This window comes from Arthrospira sp. PCC 9901, from assembly GCF_059013425.1.
In genome coordinates this window covers 2,265,471-2,283,885 of the sequence record NZ_CP102296.1, presented here as the reverse complement: position 1 = coordinate 2,283,885, position 18,415 = coordinate 2,265,471, and the positions used below count along the sequence as shown (strand labels likewise).

Annotated in this window: 14 protein-coding genes and 2 pseudogenes; 12 read left to right on the top strand and 4 right to left on the bottom strand. The window is 46.4% G+C overall.

The features are described 5' to 3' along the window. Window positions 1-116: 116 nt before the first annotated feature. On the top strand, window positions 117-4,109 hold the full coding sequence (locus NLZ44_RS09950) for a transporter substrate-binding protein (protein WP_493752662.1): 3,993 nt from the start codon (window positions 117-119) through the stop codon (window positions 4,107-4,109). A gap of 162 nt (window positions 4,110-4,271) precedes the next feature. Then, window positions 4,272-4,907 carry a fasciclin domain-containing protein gene (locus NLZ44_RS09945; protein WP_493752661.1) on the top strand — a complete coding sequence of 212 codons (636 nt, stop codon included), beginning with the start codon at window positions 4,272-4,274 and terminating at the stop codon, window positions 4,905-4,907. Between the two features lie 261 nt (window positions 4,908-5,168). On the opposite strand, the pseudogene NLZ44_RS09940 reads toward NLZ44_RS09945, so the two are convergent. Beyond that, window positions 5,169-5,356: pseudogene (locus tag NLZ44_RS09940) on the bottom strand (hypothetical protein). A gap of 134 nt (window positions 5,357-5,490) precedes the next feature. On the opposite strand from NLZ44_RS09940, the gene NLZ44_RS09935 reads away from it, so the two are divergent. From NLZ44_RS09935 to NLZ44_RS09920, 4 genes are all read left to right on the top strand, one after another. Next, on the top strand, window positions 5,491-5,967 hold the full coding sequence (locus NLZ44_RS09935; protein ID WP_493752660.1) for a DUF4079 domain-containing protein: 477 nt from the start codon (window positions 5,491-5,493) through the stop codon (window positions 5,965-5,967). Between the two features lie 62 nt (window positions 5,968-6,029). Next, window positions 6,030-6,371, top strand: coding sequence for a hypothetical protein (locus NLZ44_RS09930; RefSeq protein ID WP_493752659.1), 342 nt, complete (start codon window positions 6,030-6,032; stop codon window positions 6,369-6,371). Beyond that, entirely contained in the window at window positions 6,334-7,533 is a 1,200-nt protein-coding gene (locus NLZ44_RS09925; protein ID WP_493752980.1) for a ComEC/Rec2 family competence protein, read from the top strand. The genes NLZ44_RS09930 and NLZ44_RS09925 overlap by 38 nt, the downstream gene beginning before the upstream one ends. Continuing rightward, a complete protein-coding gene (locus tag NLZ44_RS09920) occupies window positions 7,427-8,488 on the top strand; it encodes a ComEC/Rec2 family competence protein (RefSeq protein ID WP_493752658.1) in 1,062 nt (353 codons plus the stop codon). Before NLZ44_RS09925 ends, NLZ44_RS09920 begins: the two co-directional genes overlap by 107 nt. 30 nt (window positions 8,489-8,518) lie before the next feature. Here NLZ44_RS09920 and NLZ44_RS09915 read toward each other — a convergent pair whose 3' ends face one another. Both NLZ44_RS09915 and ilvD read right to left on the bottom strand, forming a co-directional pair. Further along, window positions 8,519-8,668, bottom strand: a complete 150-nt coding sequence (locus tag NLZ44_RS09915) for a hypothetical protein (RefSeq protein WP_493752657.1) — start codon at window positions 8,666-8,668, stop codon at window positions 8,519-8,521. 29 nt (window positions 8,669-8,697) lie between these two features. Continuing rightward, the gene (ilvD, locus tag NLZ44_RS09910) at window positions 8,698-10,380 is read right to left on the bottom strand and encodes a dihydroxy-acid dehydratase (protein WP_493752979.1); all 1,683 of its coding nucleotides are present in this window, start codon (window positions 10,378-10,380) and stop codon (window positions 8,698-8,700) included. A gap of 319 nt (window positions 10,381-10,699) precedes the next feature. Here ilvD and NLZ44_RS09905 point away from each other — a divergent pair, with 319 nt between their 5' ends. From NLZ44_RS09905 to hflX, 5 genes and pseudogenes are all read left to right on the top strand, one after another. After that, window positions 10,700-11,524 carry a pentapeptide repeat-containing protein gene (locus tag NLZ44_RS09905; protein ID WP_006621737.1) on the top strand — a complete coding sequence of 275 codons (825 nt, stop codon included), beginning with the start codon at window positions 10,700-10,702 and terminating at the stop codon, window positions 11,522-11,524. Between the two features lie 427 nt (window positions 11,525-11,951). Then, the gene (locus NLZ44_RS09900) at window positions 11,952-12,359 is read left to right on the top strand and encodes a hypothetical protein (RefSeq protein WP_493752656.1); all 408 of its coding nucleotides are present in this window, start codon (window positions 11,952-11,954) and stop codon (window positions 12,357-12,359) included. 409 nt (window positions 12,360-12,768) lie between these two features. Then, window positions 12,769-13,161: pseudogene (locus NLZ44_RS09895) on the top strand (zinc ribbon domain-containing protein); the annotation flags it as partial. Window positions 13,162-13,446: 285 nt separating this feature from the next. Beyond that, window positions 13,447-15,276, top strand: a complete 1,830-nt coding sequence (locus NLZ44_RS09890; protein WP_493752655.1) for an iron uptake porin — start codon at window positions 13,447-13,449, stop codon at window positions 15,274-15,276. A gap of 34 nt (window positions 15,277-15,310) precedes the next feature. Continuing rightward, window positions 15,311-17,119 carry a GTPase HflX gene (gene hflX / locus NLZ44_RS09885; RefSeq protein ID WP_493752654.1) on the top strand — a complete coding sequence of 603 codons (1,809 nt, stop codon included), beginning with the start codon at window positions 15,311-15,313 and terminating at the stop codon, window positions 17,117-17,119. An 80-nt stretch (window positions 17,120-17,199) separates the two neighbouring features. Here hflX and NLZ44_RS09880 read toward each other — a convergent pair whose 3' ends face one another. Beyond that, window positions 17,200-17,688, bottom strand: a complete 489-nt coding sequence (locus tag NLZ44_RS09880) for a hypothetical protein (RefSeq protein ID WP_493752653.1) — start codon at window positions 17,686-17,688, stop codon at window positions 17,200-17,202. 167 nt (window positions 17,689-17,855) lie between these two features. Between NLZ44_RS09880 and NLZ44_RS09875 the strand changes: the two genes are divergently transcribed. Continuing rightward, the gene (locus NLZ44_RS09875) at window positions 17,856-18,413 is read left to right on the top strand and encodes a Uma2 family endonuclease (RefSeq protein WP_493752652.1); all 558 of its coding nucleotides are present in this window, start codon (window positions 17,856-17,858) and stop codon (window positions 18,411-18,413) included. Window positions 18,414-18,415: the final 2 nt, after the last annotated feature.

The following is an 18,415-nucleotide window of genomic DNA, read 5'->3' as shown; positions in this document are numbered from 1 at the left end:
TGCCATAGTTGGTTAATATAGTTATATTAGACTAGCTAGACCCCGGCCCGAAAATTGGGTGCAGCCAGGTCCGAGGTTCCCTTGATATCAATTGTATAAACCGTTAAGCAGTAGCTATGCCAGGTGTACGAGTCGGGATACTGCATTCTTTGAGTGGGACAATGGCAATTAGCGAAGCGCCCCTCAGAGATGCCGAGTTGATGGCCATTCGAGAAATTAACCAAAGTGGAGGAATTCTCGGAAAGTTTATTGAACCTGTTATTGAAGATTGTCAATCAGATCCGGCTTGTTTTGCTCAGAAAGCCAAAAATCTAATTCAGGACAAACAGGTTGTCACCCTCTTTGGGTGTTGGACTTCAGCCAGTCGTCAGGCTGTCAAACCCGTTTTAGAAGAATTAGGGGTGGGGTTGTGGTATCCCGTCCAATACGAAGGACTAGAAGACTCCCCCAACATTTTTCACACAGGAGCCTGTGCTAATCAACAGGTTGAACCTGCGGTTTCCTGGTTGTTGGAAAATATTGGCAAGCGCTTTTATTTGCTCGGTTCTGATTATACATTCCCCCATACGGTGAGTAAACTGATCAAAATTCAGCTTCAGCAAAATGAAGGCTATGTGGTGGGGGAAGCATATCAACCCTTGGGGGCTAAGGATTTTAGTTCGATTATTGCGCGTATTGTGCGAGCGAAACCTGATGTGGTGTTTAATACCCTTACTGGTGATAGCAATGTAGCATTTTACCAACAATTTCAAGCGGCAGGTTTAAACGCGAAACAAATCCCCATTTTGGCTATTTCTGTTTCGGAAACGGAACTGAAAAGCATCGGGAATGCGGCGACCGGTCATCTGAGTTGTTGGAGTTATTTTCAGAGTTTAGATACTCCCGAAAATCGTCGGTTTGTTCAACATTTTCAGGCGAGATATGGAAGCGATCGCGTTACTAGCGACCCCATAGAAGCCGCCTATAGTCAAGTTTATCTATGGAAACAAGCCGTAGAGTTAGCCGAATCTTTCGACCCGGAAAGGGTACGAATTGCTACCTACGGTCAAAGTTTCTCAGCCCCCAGTGGCATTATCCGTATGGAACCCAACCATCATATTAGGAAATTATGCCGCATTGGTAGGGCTAAATATGATGGTCAGTTTGAGATTATTTACACCAGTCCCCATCGCATTAAACCCTTGCCATGGTTAGGGTTTGAAGCCAATAACTTTAATGCTTCCGAAATTGTGATTGGCTTACTTGCTGAAGTTAGCCAAAGTACCGAACGCGCCGAAAAACTCAAACAAAAAACCCGCGAATTAGAAGAAACCAGAAAGCAACTTGAACAAGAAATCGAAATCAGGAAACAGGTAGAAGCCCAACTGCAAGTGGTTAATGAAGACTTAGAAAATATCGTCGCGGAACGCACCGCCGCCCTGCGAGAATCCAACAATCAACTACTGCAAGAAATTGTCGAACGTACTAGAGTTGCGGAGGCTCTAAGAATGGCTAATGCTAGACTGCAAGCCGTTTTAGAAGCTGTCCCTGGTACAGTGTCTTGGATTAGTAGCGATTTGCGCTATTTAGAAGTTAATCAATCTTTGGCAGACTTATTTAAACTGCCACGAGAAACTTTTGCTAATCAACATATTGGCTTTTTAGGAACCAGTTCCGAATTTAATGACTTTGTAACTGACCTATTTAATCGCCCTGAAAAAGAAGCCCATCGCGAGGTGCGGACTCATGTGGATAATCAAGAACGCCATTATCTAATTGTTGCACAAAAATATGATAATAATCGAGCGGTATTTGTGGTGGGAATTGATATTACTCAACGTCGCCAAGCTGAGGAAGAACTCCGCCAAGCTAATATGCGTTTACAAGCGGTTTTGGCAGCGGTTCCTGGTACGGTTTCCTGGGTGACATCAGACCTGCACTATATCGAAGTGAATCAAAAATTAGCTGATTTATATGGCTTACCCAGAGAAGAGTTTTCTAATCAACATATTGGTTTTCTGGGTAGGGGTTCTCAGTTTCAGAATTTTATACAATATTTTTTTGATAGTCCAGAATTAGAAGCATATCAAGAAATATCGTCTTCCCTAGAAAATGAGGAATATTATTATCTGATTGCTGCCCACAAGTATAATAATAATCAAGCTGCTTTTGTGGTGGGAATTGATATTAGCGATCGCAAACGTGCAGAAGCCGCCTTAAAAACGACTCAAGACCAGTTAGAAGCCGTCTTAAATGTCGTACCTGGAACAGTATCTTGGATTGATTCTCAAAAACGTTATTTAGGGGTTAATCAATACCTAGCCCAAACCTTCGACCTCCCCGCCGAGGCATTTATTGGTCAGCACATCGGTTTTCTGAAAGCCAGTCCCGAATTTAATGACTTTGTGGAATATTTCTTTAATAGCGGGAATTTTGAAGCCTATAAAGAAGTGACATCTTATATTAAAAATGAACCCAGAGATTACCTAATTGCTGCCCGGAAATACAACAGCGGTAGTGCCGCCTTTTTTGTAGGTATTGATATTACGGATCGTCGGCGCGCAGAAGAAGCCTTAAAACAGGCAGAATCCAACTATCGTAGCATTTTTGAAAACGCCCTAGAAGGAATATTTCAAACCACCCCAGAAGGTCGTTATATCAGCGCTAATCCCGCCTTAGCCAGGATTTACGGCTACGAATCCCCGACCATATTAATGACTAATTTAACCGATATTCAATCCCAACTGTATATCGACCCCAAGCGCCGCCAGGAATTTGTTGATCTCTTAGAAAGCCAAGGTTCCGTAGTAGATTTTGAGTCCCAAATTCGACGTATAGATGGTCAAGTTCGTTGGATTTCGGAAAATGCCACCGCCGTCCGTAGTCCCCAGGGAGAAATTCTTTATTATGAAGGAACTGTCGAAGATATTACCGATCGCAAACTAGCACAAATCGGTCTCCAACAAGCCAAAGACGAACTAGAAAAGCGGGTAGCCGAACGCACCGCCGCCTTACAAGAAGCCAACCATCACCTAATCAGAGAAGTGGCCGAAAGACGAAGGATAGAAGCAGCCTTACGAGCCTCAGAAGCCGAATTGCGAGCCTTATTTGCAGCCATGACCGACGTGATCGCTGTTTTTGATGGAGAGGGACGCTATAAGAAAATAGTCACCACTAACGCCGAAGTAGTCTATACACCTAGTGGCGATTTACTCGGAAAAACAGTATTTGACATATTTCCGACTCCCCAAGCACAGCTTTTTTACGAAAATATCCAGAAAGTCCTTCAAACCGGACAAACCATCAACCTAGAATACAGTATGCAATTAGCACCCCCAGAACCCGGGCAGCAAGGCCCTGTTAATATCTTACCCTCTGCTGCTGATGCCGATCTGGTGTGGTTTGCTGCCACAGTTTCCCCCATGCCAGACAATAGCGTAATTTGGGTGGCTCGTAATACCACCGAGCGCCGCCGGGTTTTAGATGCTTTGCGGGTTGAACAACAAAAATCCGAGCGACTGCTGTTGAATATTTTGCCTCGGTCCATTGCGGAACGATTAAAACAGAGCCCCCATTCTATTGCGGAACGCTTTGAGCAAGCAACGGTCATGTTTGCCGATTTGGTCAATTTTACCGGGTTTTCGGCGCGTATCTCCCCCACGGAATTGGTGGATTTACTCAATGATATATTTTCCTGTTTTGATGAACTCGCTCAAAAACACCAACTCGAGAAAATTAAGACTATTGGGGATTCCTATATGGTAGTCGGAGGTTTACCCACCCCTAGAGAAAACCATGCAGAAGCGATCGCTCACATGGCCCTAGATATGCAGCGAGAAATTGTCCGTTTCCGTCGCCAAGACGGCGAACCCTTCAATTTACGCATTGGGATTAATACCGGACCCGTGGTAGCCGGGGTAATTGGCACTCGTAAATTTATCTACGACCTGTGGGGGGATGCCGTCAATGTCGCCTCCCGTATGGAGTCTCAAGGGGAAGTAGGAAGAATTCAGACCACCGCCGCCACCAAAGCCTTACTCAAGGATAATTTTATTTTTGAGGAAAGGGGTGTAATTGATGTCAAAGGAAGAGGCCAAATGGTGACATTCTGGCTCAAAGACCGTCGTTAATCCTCCCACCCCATACCAAAGGGCAGGGGATAGCGGGCATGGTTAAGCAAGAATTAGCATGGGACTTGACGGCCAGTAAAGTTGTGTTAAGATAAGTTAAATTAAGTCAAGATTATTTGAACAGTTCTGTAGAAAACTCTCTAAAGGAAAACTATGACTTTGATGGCTAAACGGCTTTTGATCCTGTTAGTGACCCTAGGTGGTACAGCATTCTTGGCGGCTTGTGGCGAACCTACTGCCACCGAAACCCAAGGCGAACCCACCGAACAAATTGCCGAAACCAGTGAGCCTGTAGCCACTGAAACCGTTTCTGATGAAACCATCGAAGCTCAAGCAGAACCCGCCGGGGAAGAAATGGCTGCTGTAGTTGAGTCAGACCCCACAGAAACCATTGTTGGTATTGCTAGTGGTGACGACCAATTCAGCACTCTAGTAGCTGCTTTAGAAGCAGCCGAATTAGCCGAAATCCTTTCTGGTGAAGGACCTTTCACCGTTTTTGCTCCCACTGACGAAGCATTTGCGGCCCTACCGGAAGGCACTGTTGAGGAACTTCTCAAACCCGAAAATCGCGATCAACTGGTTCAAATTCTTACCTATCACGTTGTCCCCGCCCAAGTTCTGTCTGCTAACATTACTGATGGGTCTGTGGAAACCGTTGCCGGAATGCCCTTAACTATTACTGTTATGGACGGCACTGTAATGGTGAATGAAGCCAGTGTCATTCAATCTGACATTTTGGGCAGCAATGGGGTGATTCATGCTGTTGACACCGTAATCTTGCCGGGTGTGGTCGAATAACTTTTAACTTGGCTTGATGTCAGCACCCCCGGCTGAAGCACGGGGGCTTCGTGCCCCCCTTTCAGGTAGCTGACCAGCTATAGCCTTAACTGGCTCCGTTCAGAGCAAGAGTTAAAGTTCCTACCCTGGAATGCGTGCTAGTTCCAGGCTCATGAACCGAATCGTTAAACATCTCTAAGGGGTTAAGGACGTGCGATTTGGATAGTACCGACTCTGAACATTGGCGTTCGCGCAGCGTGCGCGTTAGCGCAAGCGCAAACATTACCCCGCAAGGGAGTCGGAGCCAACCATAGCTCCATGGAGGGGCAACCATACCCCTCCACCCCGCAAGGGGGTGCTGGCGGCTAAAGTCGCTTGAGTCGGTTTTCCTCTCCGTGATCAATCACGGAGCTTCCAACCCTCCCAGGAGTTTTACGTGAGTGTTTAACTCTAGACAAGGTTTCGCTCATACCATACTTATGAACCCGCTCTTATTAGTGAATAGTAGGGGCGGGTTTTCAGTTAATCAAAGATTGATAACGGCTCAACAAACATTTATAATATCGGGATTGATAGCGCATAGAGAAGAGAACCAGAGCCAGTTATGGACATCAGAGGCTTATTAGAACCGATCGCCAATTTTTTTGCTAGTTTAGGAGTTCCCGAACCTATTGTTCATTGGGGACACCCCCTGATGATGGGAATTGTAATTTTTGTGATGGGTAGTTTTGTCGGTTATACTGGCTGGCAGGGACGTTTAGCCACAGACCAAGACGCGGCGATCGCTTCTCGGTCTAGTCACCGAAAACTTGCCCCTTTTATGACCCTATTTATGGCTTTGGGGTTTAGCGGCGGGCTACTATCCTTAATTATGCAGGGACAACCAATTTTTGAAAGTCCCCATTTTTGGACCAGTACCGCAGTTTTAGGCCTATTAGGAATTAACGGCGCTATTTCCCTCAGCAAATTTGGCGGCAACCAAGACCAATGGCGCAAGGCTCATGCTTATATTGGCAGTGTCGCCCTATTAATGATGGTCATTCACACCGTACTCGGTCTAAAATTGGGACTATCCATTTAGCAAACAATCAGGGTTGGTTCCTAATCCCAACCCTAACCGGTCCTCCATCACTTCCCGGATAGATGAACCAAACCGCTGCGATCGCCCTAGGATTAGCCTATATTGTCGGATTACTAATGGCGAGCTTTAGCTGGGGAGGATATTCTCTCCTCGCCCTAGGAGTCGGAATGGCAATTATGACAACCATTTGGCAATATAAACTCCGTGGCCGTCTGATTAAGCCAAATTCTCCGACTACTACAAACCGCCGTCAAAGGCAACGTAGACAAAGGACATCTGATCCAGATAGGTTGACAGTCCCCCGACCTCCTATCCCTAGAAGCCTTTGGCTAGTAGCTGGATTAATAGGTTTCCTCGCTACCCTATATTTTCAACTACAAACTCCACAACCAGGGCACTCATGACATTAGCAGATTAATTGTCAGCGGTGGTAATGCCGAAAACCTGGTAATCACCGTCTGGGGAAGGGTGATTAGTTCTCCACGGGTCACTCGTTCAGGAAATGTCCAGTTTTGGCTACAGGCTAACCTTGTTAACCAGATTACCAGTAATGATCAGAACAGCCCGGTTCAGGTTAACAAAACAGTTACAGGTAAACTTTATGTTACCGTGCCTATTCTACAAGCCACGGGATTACAAGGCAACGAAACTGTTTCTGTGACTGGAACTTTATATGCACCAAAACCTCCTTTAAATCCTGGTAGCTTTGATTTTCAAGCCTATCTCGCCAGACAAGGGGGATTTGCGGGAATGTATGGTCGCCATCTCTCTATTAACACTACCCCTAGGTGGGGACTGTCTAGGGTGCGACAGCGAATTGTCAGGGCTAAGGTTCAGGGTTTGGATGTTACCAAAGGCACACTATTATCAGCCATGGTTTTGGGGCGGCGGGCTGTGGATATCTCCCCAGAAATTAGCGATCGCTTTGTGCGAGTCGGTTTAGCTCATACTTTAGCCGCTTCTGGGTTTCATGTCTCTTTACTTCTGGGCGTAGTCCTAGCTTTGACAGCCCGCTGGTCTCCTAAGTTGAGATTTGTTTTTGGTGCAACTATCCTATTGTTATATGTCGGATTAACTGGGGGGTCCGCTTCCGTACTGCGGGCGGCTTTAATGGGGTTAGCTGCGTTGGTGGGTTTCGTCATGAAACGACAGGTGCGACCCTTGGCTGTGTTATTGGCTGTAGCCGTTTTCCTATTGTTATGGAATCCCCTATTGATTCAAGACTTAGGCTTTCAATTTAGCTTTTTGGCAACTCTGGGGCTATTGGTGACTGTACCACCTTTGATGCGATCGCTCACCTGGCTTCCCCCAGTAATTGCTAGTTGTATAGCAGTTCCTATCGCCGCCACCGTTTGGATTCTTCCCCTGCAAATTTATGTGTTTAATTTGGTATCACCATTTAGTATTTTTGTCAATATTTTGGTGAGTACCTTTCATTACAGTAATTACCCTGGGAGGAATGCTAACTGCATCGGTCGCTCTCATCTCGCCCTGGGCGGCTGCCGCTCTAGCCTCCGCTTTATATTACCCCCTACAAGGGTTAATTTATATAGTCGAATTTTTTAATGATTTACCGGGCAATTCCATCGCAGTAGGCAGTTTATCTATGGCACAATTAATCGGTTTATATACCATTAATATATTGCTCTGTTTATTGCCGATACTTCTACCGGACAAAGTTGGTCAAACTGACCAGAAGAATAAAACCAGAACCCATAGCCGATTTTATCCCGTTATCGCTGGTATATTAATGGCGATCGCTATCATCACTATCCCCATGGCTTATGCTCAATTTACCCAATTTCGAGTCACCGTTTTAGCTACCGCCGAAAAACCTATTCTGGTCGTGGAAGATCGCGATCGCATTTTGTTAGTAAATTCCGGGGATGAACGCACCGTTAAATTTACCCTTTTGCCCTTTCTACTAAGGCAGGGAATTAATCAAATTGATTGGGCGATCCTCACTCACCCTCAGCTAGGCTTGACCATCGGTTTCCCAGATATTTTAGACACTTTACCAATTCAGAAATTCTATGATACTCCCGCTTCTAAGAATGCTTACCAAGTTAGCGCCCAGGCTATTCAAAATAAAATTGTTACCGCCCAAGGAGAATATCTAACTCTGCCAGTTCAGCAAAATTTGGATTTAGGAGAAACTCAGGTTACACTGATTAATGCTGAGGTTCCTCTGGTGGAATTTATTATGAGCGATCGCCGCTGGTTACTCATGGGAAATATCCCCAAAGAACAACAATCACAGTTGTTACAACAGCATGATTTATCCCCCGTTGATGTCCTGTGGTGGTTGGGTAACGATTTGAATTATCAACTACTAGACACCCTCAAACCTCAAGTAGCGATCGCCAGCACTGATACCCTCAGTCCTGAAACATCTCAAATGCTCGAAAATCTTAACATTCAACTATTTTGGACCGGGCGAGATGGCGCACTACATTGGACACCACAGCAGGGCTTTTCCCCTACCATTACTGCCGACCAAACCGTTGACTCCTTTTTTTGACACTCCCAGGTAATCATACCGTAGGGTGCGTCAGACACCGAGAATTATCATCAAAGCCCGGATAATTGATTTCTGACGCACCAGACACCGAGAATTATCATCAAAGCCCGGATAATTGATTGAGGTGCGTAGCGCCGATAATGATTCGGTGAGGATGTAGATAGCCTGCTTCTGACGCACCCTACGAAAATGATTAAGTCGAACCTAGGTTACAAATTTACATCCGTGACCGCGCCGCGACTGCTAGTGGATACCAACTTAGCATACTTAGCTAGGACTCCCCTCGTATAGCGAGGTTGACGAGGCTGCCACACCTCTCGTCGCGCCTGTAATTCCTCATCAGAGATATTAATTTGTAATAGGCGGGCTTTAGCATCAATAGTAATACTATCGCCCTCCTTCACTAAGGCGATCGCACCTCCGACCGCCGCCTCTGGAGCCACATGACCCACAACCAGACCATAGGTTCCCCCTGAGAAGCGACCATCAGTAATCAGCCCCACAGAATCCCCCAAACCAGCCCCAATAATCGCCGAAGTAGGAGCCAGCATCTCCCGCATTCCCGGCCCCCCTTTCGGGCCTTCATAGCGGACGATAATCACATCTCCCGGATTAATTGAACCCGCCAGAATTGCCTCAAGACATTCCTCCTCCGACTCAAACACCCTAGCCGGTCCAGTAATTTGAGGATTTTTGACCCCAGTAATTTTAGCCACAGACCCCTCCGAAGCCAGATTACCCTTGAGAATAGCCAAATGTCCTTGAGCATACATAGGATTATCCCAAGGGCGAATCACCTCCTGGTTAGGGTCAGGTTCAGCCGGGATATCAGCCAACTGTTCCGCAATAGTTTTACCAGTAATCGTCAAAGCATCGCCATGTAACAAGCCATGTTCCAACAACATTTTCATCACCTGGGGAACTCCCCCAGCTTGGTGAAATTCCGTAGTTACAAACCGACCACTAGGTTTCAGGTCGCACAATACCGGAACCCGTTGTCGCATAGTTTCAAAATCATCCAGAGTTAGTTCTACCCCCATAGAACTGGCGATCGCCAGTAAATGTAGCACCGCATTAGTAGAACCCCCCACAGCCATAATCACCGCCATAGCATTTTCAAAAGCATCACGGGTGAGAATTTGGCTCGGTAAAATCTGTTTCCGAATCGCCTCAGCCAATACAAACGCCGATTGTTCAGTGCTTTCCGCTTTCTCTGCATCTTCAGCCGCCATAGTCGAAGAGTACATCAAACTCATCCCCATAGCCTCAAAAGCTGACGACATAGTATTAGCCGTAAACATACCACCACAGGAACCCGCCCCAGGACAAGCATTGCGTTCAATCCCCAGTAATTCCTCATCAGGGATTTTTCCCGCGCTATGTTGTCCCACCGCTTCAAAGGCGCTAACCACAGTGAGGTCACAGCCATTATAGTGACCCGGTTTGATAGTTCCCCCGTAAACGAAAATTGCCGGAATATTCATGCGAGCAATGGCAATCATCGCCCCAGGCATATTTTTATCACATCCGCCAATAGCTAACACCCCATCCATACTCTGACCATTACAGACAGTTTCTATGGAATCGGCAATTACATCCCGCGACACTAGGGAATATTTCATCCCCTCCGTACCCATAGAGATACCATCACTGATAGTAATCGTTCCAAACAGTTGGGGCATAGTTCCCGATTGTCTCAGGGCCGCTTCTGCCCGTAATGCTAAATCATTTAAGCCCATATTGCAGGGAGTAATGGTACTATAACCATTAGCAATGCCCACAATGGGTTTATTGAAATCCTCATCGCCAAAGCCTACAGCCCTTAACATAGCCCGGTTAGGGGTTCGCTGATTGCCCTGGGTAATTGCTTTACTTCTCAAATTATCTGACATCCCTGGTTTCCTGTTTCTACTAAATCTTGGAGGATTGACCTGTTTTTTCTGGTATCTTTCCCTAATGATTCTATAATTTACCAGGTTAGTGATGCCTAAGCGATCGCTAATTGGGGACAGGATATGGGGGTTACCCCTCAAATTATGAACTATCACCACCAATGTGCCGTTTTCAGGAGATGATGATTATATACAGGGTATAACTACGCGGTTGGACATATAGTGCGGAAAGTAGGGAAACTTGTTGAAATCATAATTCTGAGGGATTTTATCCCCCAGTTGTTTAATACTGCAATACTGATGATGAGGTTAATTAAACATGGAGGTTGAGGAGCTACTCAAACAATATGCCGCCGGGGAGAGAATGTTTCGGTCTGTTAACCTGGTTGGGGTCAATCTCAGTGATATGGATCTGCGGGAGGTTAGCTTTATCCGGGCTAATCTCGAAAATACTAGCTTCATTAATACTAATCTGAGTGGCTCTAATTTCCGTGAGTCTAAATTGATGGGCGTGGATCTCACTGATGCTCAACTCGCTGATGCTAACCTGATTAGCGCTAATTTAACTGATGCTAATTTTTCTAGGGCTAATCTAACCGGGGCTAGTATGCGGGGGTCTATCTCCAAAAATGTCACCCTAAATATGGCTAATCTTACTGATGCTAATTTGGCTGAGGCTAATTTTACTGAAGCTAATTTTATTGGCGCTCATCTAGTTAACAGCACTTTGATCAGAACTAATTTGTTAAAAGCTAATTTGAGTGGGGCTAACTTGGATGGAGCTAATCTCACTAATGTGATTATGCGCGATTCTACCCTTGAGGGTGCTAATTTATCTAATGCTACCCTCAGTGGCGCGATGCTGATGGGAGCTAATTTTCATCGAGCTGATTTGAGTCGGGTTACTATGGTGGGGGCTGATTTAACTGATGCTAACCTCAGTGAGGCGAATCTACGGGCGGCTAATGTCAGTTGGACCAGTTTAAGGGGGGCTAATATGAGTCGCGCCCGACTTTATCGCACTAAACTCAATTGGTCTAATCTTAGTGGCGTTAATTTGATTGAGGCTGTCATGTTGGACACGGTACTCTACCGCGCTAATTTGCGTGATGCTGATTTGCGGGGCGCTATTTTACCTGATTAATTAGCCTTTAGGGCGAGAATCCCGCAATAATTAGGGGAATTAATATCAGGGCTGTTAACACCACTGTTACTGTGATCGGATCTATCTCGGGCTTTGGTTGCGGATTGCTCATGATTGTTAATTATGCTACAGGACATCAAAATTAGTGCTTCTGACTCACCCTTGGTTAATTAGTCTAACTTAGAGATAATCGGCTTGGTATACTCAGAATTGATGGAGGTCATCATAGCATAGTGTATCAAATTTGTATAGATTTATGCTCCATAAGTTCTGATGGAAATCCGGCTCTATACCATGATCAATATAGGTTAATTGCCATTGAGGTTTGAGACACTATTGCTGATGTTAATATTTGTTAATGTGGCTAGAGTGAACCCGACAGAGTATGCTACAAGGTTGAATTAATTTGTGGTGAGGAGTAATTCCAATGCAGTGGACAAATAGGTTTAATTTCATCGTCGCTACCCCAACTATTATTGGTATAAGTGTTTTAGGAGTTGCTGTTCCTAAAGCCTTGGCTGATATTGTCTGTCGGGGAACTATTTTCCGGACCAACGCAGATAACCTATCTTTTTCTGTTCCCTGGAGTCCTAATACTGGCTTTGAACAGGAAGTAGAGTTTCGTAATGCTCGGACGGGTGCGGGTATCGCTCAATCTTCCCGTTTACAATTCGATCGCAGAAATGATCAGGGTCAACGGCTTTATCGTGGAAATGTCAGCGGTATGGCTAGTGTCACTTTAATTGATTTGGCAGAGTTTCAACCTAGACCCGGAACTGAAGTTTCCGTATCCTATGATGGTCAATGGGGACGCGGAACCTGTTCTGGTCGTTAGTATCTTCGATCGCTTAATGTGCCTTATCCTCATCTCTGTGGCAGATATTCCGAAGTTGACAGGGACGTGATCAAACTTAACAATAGGTGTCACTTGACAATTCAGGTTATGGTGTTCTGTGCTAGAAATAGGTAGAGATTTCCCGCTGCGGTGCTGAGGTAAAACCTAACCGTAAGAAGGAAGTCTTGTATCTGCTATGATGCTTGAATAGCCCAGGGACTCTGGGTGGTAATGCCTGTGGAGCTTAATTTAATCGCAGATTAGTTGAACCAATTAGGGCGATCCGCTACAATACCAAGTATGGTGCGAGACCTTCGGGTATGAAATAGAGCTGAAATGGGCGAAATAACTACCCGGTGAGGACTTCAACCCCTTGGTTGATTGGGTCGCATCCCTGGCCATCCCATAACACAGCCTGATTTTTTTGCCCACCTTCGAGACTTCCAATATGGTTGCCAAGGTGAAGCGTCTAATCAGGTCTAAGACTGCCCGCGCCATGCTGACATGGGCGCATTATCGATTCAAACTAACCCTGAGACATAAGCGCGGAAATAACTGAACAGTTGTAGATATGACCGAAGAATACACCAGCAAAACCTGTACTCACTGTGGTCATGTCCATTCCCAGCTAGGTGGCTCAAAAGTGTTCCGATGTCCTGAGTGCGGGTTCACTCTACCACGGGACTGGAACGGTGCTTTTGGAATCTTTCTAAAAGCTTTGCGGGATACCGCCTCTGTTACCTTAACGGGTAATAGTGCTATCGTCGCATTGTCCGGGAACAACCGGAAAAATGTCGCGTAAATGTATCAGGTATCGGAACGGGGCAACAATGTTGGGAGGCTTAGGCCACTTGTACCAACGAACTGCTAGGGAAGACCAAGGAAACAGGAATGCCTTATCGCAAGGTAAGGAAGCCCTCATCGTAATCTTGGATTCGATGACGGGAAGATGTCAGAATAAATTGGTTATATTATAGACCTGGGCTTCGCGAAGGCGAATCTAGGGTGTATAAAATAGCGAGGGGAGGTTTTGATCTCCTCGTTGCGAAACCTTATCAACCAAGTTATCCGTGTGAGGAGAGAGAGAGTGTCGAAACGATCATTAAATCTTTGGCTGCTCAGTCCAGCAGTATTGGGAGCTAGTCTATTAGCCTCTCTACCTGCGGTGGCGGAAATTTCGGCTACTGAGACAGGAGAAACAGAATTAACGACAAACAACGCTATCACGATCGCATCTATTGAGGATGTCACAGCCGAGTTACCCCAGCAACTAGCTCAAGTTCCGGTTAACCCCCATGCTGGCGGTGTATTTTCCCAAGGTAACTCAGTCGCGGACCGTGGCACAGAAATTCCCCTCGCTGACCTAGATGCTCCCAGTTCCGATGGGAATACGCTAAATCAGCTCAATCAATACGGTAGAGAAGGACAAAGCCGGAGACAGTCTCAGGTGACTTCCGTTTCTCAGTTGTCCGACGTACAGCCTACAGATTGGGCATTCCAAGCACTCCAGTCTTTAGTTGAGCGCTATGGTTGTATTGCAGGTTATCCAGATGGGACATTCCGAGGAAACCGTGCCTTAACCCGTTTTGAATTTGCGGCGGGGGTTAACGCCTGTTTAGAAAGGGTTAACGAATTAATTAACGCCGCCACAGCCGACCTAGTGACTCGGGAAGACCTGGCGAAAATGCAGCGACTGATGGAAGAGTTCGCGGCGGAACTAGCCAGCATTCGCGGACGGGTAACCGTGTTAGAAGCTCGTACTGCGGAATTGGAAGCTAACCAATTCTCCACCACTACCAGGCTGCATGGGGAAGTCATCTTTTGGCCGGGTGATAGCTTTGGCGATCGCGCTAGACATAACGTGGCTGGAGGTCCAAAAGGCGGCCGCAATAGTGACCCGACCCAAACTTATTTGGGCTATCGAGTTCGCTTAGACTTCGATACTAGCTTCACCGGACAGGATCTGTTAAAAACCCGTTTACAGGTTTACGACAATCCCAACCTGAGCGACTTCGACCTAACCAATAGCCTGATGTCTCGGACTCCCTTTGATGGGACTTCCAACGGAGTAGAGCTAGATGATTTATACTATCGTTTCCCAGCTTTCAATGGCAGGGCGCAAATCTTTATCGGTGCTAACAGCCTCGATTTAGATGACACCATGGAAATTCTGACCCCCTTTAACAGTGACGGTACAGGTTCAATTTCCATGTTTGGTCAGCGCAACCCTGCCATTTTCCGGGGTCCAGAAGGAGCCGGGGTAGGGGCTAACTTCGCCTTTGGCGATCGAGACCGTTACCGATTGAATCTGAGTTATTTAGCTGGTAACGCATCGGATGCTACTGCTGGTAATGGCTTATTCAACGGTAGTAATACAGCATCGGCTCAGTTTGTATTTGAACCGACGGAAAAACTGGGATTGGCGGTAGAATATGCCCGCAAGTATTTCACTAACGGCGGTGTAGAGGTAGCTGGCGGGACTGGTAGCTGGATTGCCGATCGCCCCTTTGGTGATAATGCGACCACCAGTGATAACCTAGGTTTCCAATTCAATTGGCGGCTGGCTAACAGCTTCCAATTAGGAGGTTGGTTCGGTGCTACCTGGGCTAACCAGCAGAATAATGGCAGTGATAGCGCGACCATTCTCAACTGGGCGGTAACTCTTGGTTTCCCCGATTTACTGCGAGAAGGCGACACAGGCGCATTAATTGTGGGAATGCCTCCTAAAGTGACCTCCCATGACAGACCAAGCCTAGAAAATAGTGATACTTCACTGCACATTGAAGCCTTCTATCACTTCCCCTTCAGCGAGTATATTTCCATTACTCCCGGAGGATACTTCATCACCAATCCCGGTCATAACGATCGCAATGCCACCATTTTCGTAGGAACCCTGAGAACTACATTCCAGTTCTAACCCCAGTTCCATTCAGATATTAGCAGATTGAGTTTTGAGCGACCCCATATCGGTTCTCAAAACTCATTTTTTTGTTATATTTTGGGGAAATGTTAAGCAACCAAAAGGAGCGCCTATCGAAACCATACACGGAAACCTGCAAGGTCTCAAACCGAGTCAGCTTAAACAACTGCAACGCCTGTACCATCAAAAACTACCAGGCGATCGCATTACTACTTCAGAATTTGCCCAGCGACTCGCCGGGGTAAGTACAGACATCAAAGAGCCAGTCTGCGCCTATATAAACCGTCGTGGGCAGGTGATTAGGGTGGGAGTAGGCACGGTCAGTCAGACCCGCATTCCTGCCCTAGAATTGCCCCGCTATGGTAATGGTCGCCTCAGTGGTATTCGGTGTATAGCCACCCAGTTAAAATCTGATGTACCTAGGGAGTCAGTCTTAACCGCCATGGCTATGCAACGGTTAGATGTTTTGGCGATTTTGACCCTGACCGGAAGCGGGTTTGAACGTCGTGGGGGGGGTGGGACAGGTTATGTGAAAGAAGCCTATCTCGCCCATTTGTTACCCCAAGGGGAAGGGGAAAACCAGACCCAACTTGATAGTCCTCTGGCTCCAGTACCCTATTATGTTTCATCCCCCATGAGTCTTGATGTTCTCTCTAACCAAGATTTCCTGGATTTGGTAGATGGACTAGAAGCCGAATTTCAGCGGGAATTTGTCGCCCTTGATGTCAACTCTGACCAAGATAGGGTGCTATTGGTGGGGGTACAAACTGACAAAATTTCCACCCAGAGATTTGAAGAAGGGTTAGCCGAATTAGCCCGCCTGGTGGATACGGCGGGGGGTATTGTCCTGCAAACTCTTCGCCAAAAGCGATCGCGTCCCCATCCCCAAACCGTAGTCGGAGAGGGAAAAACCCAGGAAATTGCCCTGGCGGCGCAAACTCTGGGGGCGACCTTAATTGTTTTCGATCGCAGTTTATCTCCGGCGCAAGTCCGTAATTTGGAAACCCGCATTGGAGTCCGAGTAGTCGATCGCACCGAAGTTATCCTAGATATTTTCGCCCAACGCGCCCAGTCTGGGGCCGGAAAATTACAGGTTGAACTGGCGCAGCTAGAATACAGTCTACCGCGTCTCACCGGAAGGGGTCAGGCTATGTCTCGGTTAGGTGGCGGTATTGGTACTCGTGGACCTGGGGAAACTAAACTAGAAACCGAAAGACGGGCCATTCAGCGGCGCATCGCCCGCCTTCAGCAGGAGGTTAACCAACTACAGGCCCATCGCGCCCGTCTCCGCCAACGTCGCCAACGCCAGGAGGTTCCTACATTGGCTATTGTGGGTTATACGAATGCGGGTAAGTCTACTTTGCTTAATGTTCTCACGGCTTCGGAAATTTACGCGGCTGACCAATTATTTGCTACTCTCGACCCCACTAGCCGCCGCCTAACTATCCCCGATGCGATTACGGAAGAACCCCAAAATATTGTAATTACTGATACGGTGGGGTTTATTCATGAATTACCCCCAGCTTTAATTGATGCTTTTCGCGCTACTTTAGAGGAGGTGACTGATGCTGATACGCTGCTGCATTTGGTAGATTTATCTCACCCGGCGTGGCAGGCACAAATTCAATCGGTTATGGAGATTTTAACTCAAATGCCGATTACTCCCGGTCCGGCTTTATTGGCTTTTAATAAAATCGATTCTGTGGATGGGGAAACTCTCCGTTTTGCCCAAGAAGAATACCCCCAAGCTGTATTTATTTCGGCTGCTAATGCCCTCGGTTTGGAAACTCTCCGCCGCCGCATTGCACAGTTAATTGATTATGCGATCGCTAATCAATAAGAGACTCCCAGAAACCCGGTTTCTTAGAGAAACCGGGTTTCTTTTCCCAAGACTGTTAGAAACCGGGTTTGTTGTCAGGTTTAGTCACAGATAAAAATTAGGGTGGTGGTCTCACCATTGGAACGCCGACTAATGATTAAGCGTCCATTCAGGATATCCTCATCATGGATTTGATAAATTCTTAAATCCGTCACCTCTGGATTATCAAAAGCGATCGCCAATTTTTGAGGTGCGGTTTCATAATCATCCTGCCTTAAAGGATTAAGGAACCTTTCCAAAACTCTTTCCAGGATATCATAAACATCTTCAAACTCTTTGACAATATTGCCCGGTTCCCCTTCCGGGCGGCGATAAAGTAGCTCCCAGCCTCGCCGCCAGCCATCTTCATTGGGTTCAAAAAACCGAGGCCCTACAAACTTACGAAGATGGTTAAATGCTACCTTTTCCAGGTCAACTTCTGGTTCCAGGATATCATAAAAAACCCCTGAATCGAGGAGTTTTCCATAGGAACTACCATAGAGTTCCATTAAATCACTAACGTATTGAGGCAGTTGAGAAGATGTACTCATTTTGGCGGATAACTAAGATACAGTCTAACTACAGGTGATATTTTAACTAGATTAAGCCGCTTTCACCCCTGGGGTGAAATTATGTTATCATGGGAGAGCGTCGTCGGTCACGCCCTGAGATATAGCAGCCTATCAATAAAATTCCTATTTGGGTTAGGGGAAAAAATATGGTACTGTCAACCATCAAATGGAGTTTAGACGATTATCATCACATGATTAAAACGGGGTTGCTGGTGGGTCGTCCCGTAGAATTACTAGCCGGAGAAATTGTCGAAATACCCCGAGAAGGTACATCTCATGCCTTTTTTAGTTCCGAAGCCGGATCTTATCTTACTCGTATTTTAGGCGATCGCGCTTTAGTCAGTCCAGCCAAACCCATTACTCTCCCCAATAACTCCGAACCCGAACCAGATATCGCTATTGTTGCACCTTTGGGTCGGGAATATCTCAATCATCACCCCTACCCGGAAAATATTTTCTGGGTGATTGAATATGCGGACAGCAGCCTACTGAAAGATAAAACAGTGAAATATCATATCTATGCTGAGGCTGGTATTCCAGAATATTGGCTGGTGAATTTACAAACGGGAGAGTTGATTATTCACCGGGAACCGAGAGGACGGGAATATGGTTCTAAAATTACCCTGACTTCTGGAGAGGTTTCCCCCGTGGCTTTTCCTGATATTACTATTCCCGTGGAGGCGATAATTTCAGCCGTTATATAACC

What these genes read in the sequence shown, in the direction of transcription:
- NLZ44_RS09950 (WP_493752662.1), top strand. Translation starts at nt 117, where the DNA reads ATGCCAGGTGTACGAGTCGGGATACTGCATTCTTTGAGTGGGACAATG.
- NLZ44_RS09945 (WP_493752661.1), top strand. Translation starts at nt 4,272, where the DNA reads ATGGCTAAACGGCTTTTGATCCTGTTAGTGACCCTAGGTGGTACAGCA.
- NLZ44_RS09935 (WP_493752660.1), top strand. Translation starts at nt 5,491, where the DNA reads ATGGACATCAGAGGCTTATTAGAACCGATCGCCAATTTTTTTGCTAGT.
- NLZ44_RS09930 (WP_493752659.1), top strand. Translation starts at nt 6,030, where the DNA reads ATGAACCAAACCGCTGCGATCGCCCTAGGATTAGCCTATATTGTCGGA.
- NLZ44_RS09920 (WP_493752658.1), top strand. Translation starts at nt 7,427, where the DNA reads ATGCTAACTGCATCGGTCGCTCTCATCTCGCCCTGGGCGGCTGCCGCT.
- ilvD (WP_493752979.1), bottom strand. Translation starts at nt 10,380, where the DNA reads ATGTCAGATAATTTGAGAAGTAAAGCAATTACCCAGGGCAATCAGCGA.
- NLZ44_RS09905 (WP_006621737.1), top strand. Translation starts at nt 10,700, where the DNA reads ATGGAGGTTGAGGAGCTACTCAAACAATATGCCGCCGGGGAGAGAATG.
- NLZ44_RS09900 (WP_493752656.1), top strand. Translation starts at nt 11,952, where the DNA reads ATGCAGTGGACAAATAGGTTTAATTTCATCGTCGCTACCCCAACTATT.
- NLZ44_RS09880 (WP_493752653.1), bottom strand. Translation starts at nt 17,688, where the DNA reads ATGAGTACATCTTCTCAACTGCCTCAATACGTTAGTGATTTAATGGAA.
- NLZ44_RS09875 (WP_493752652.1), top strand. Translation starts at nt 17,856, where the DNA reads ATGGTACTGTCAACCATCAAATGGAGTTTAGACGATTATCATCACATG.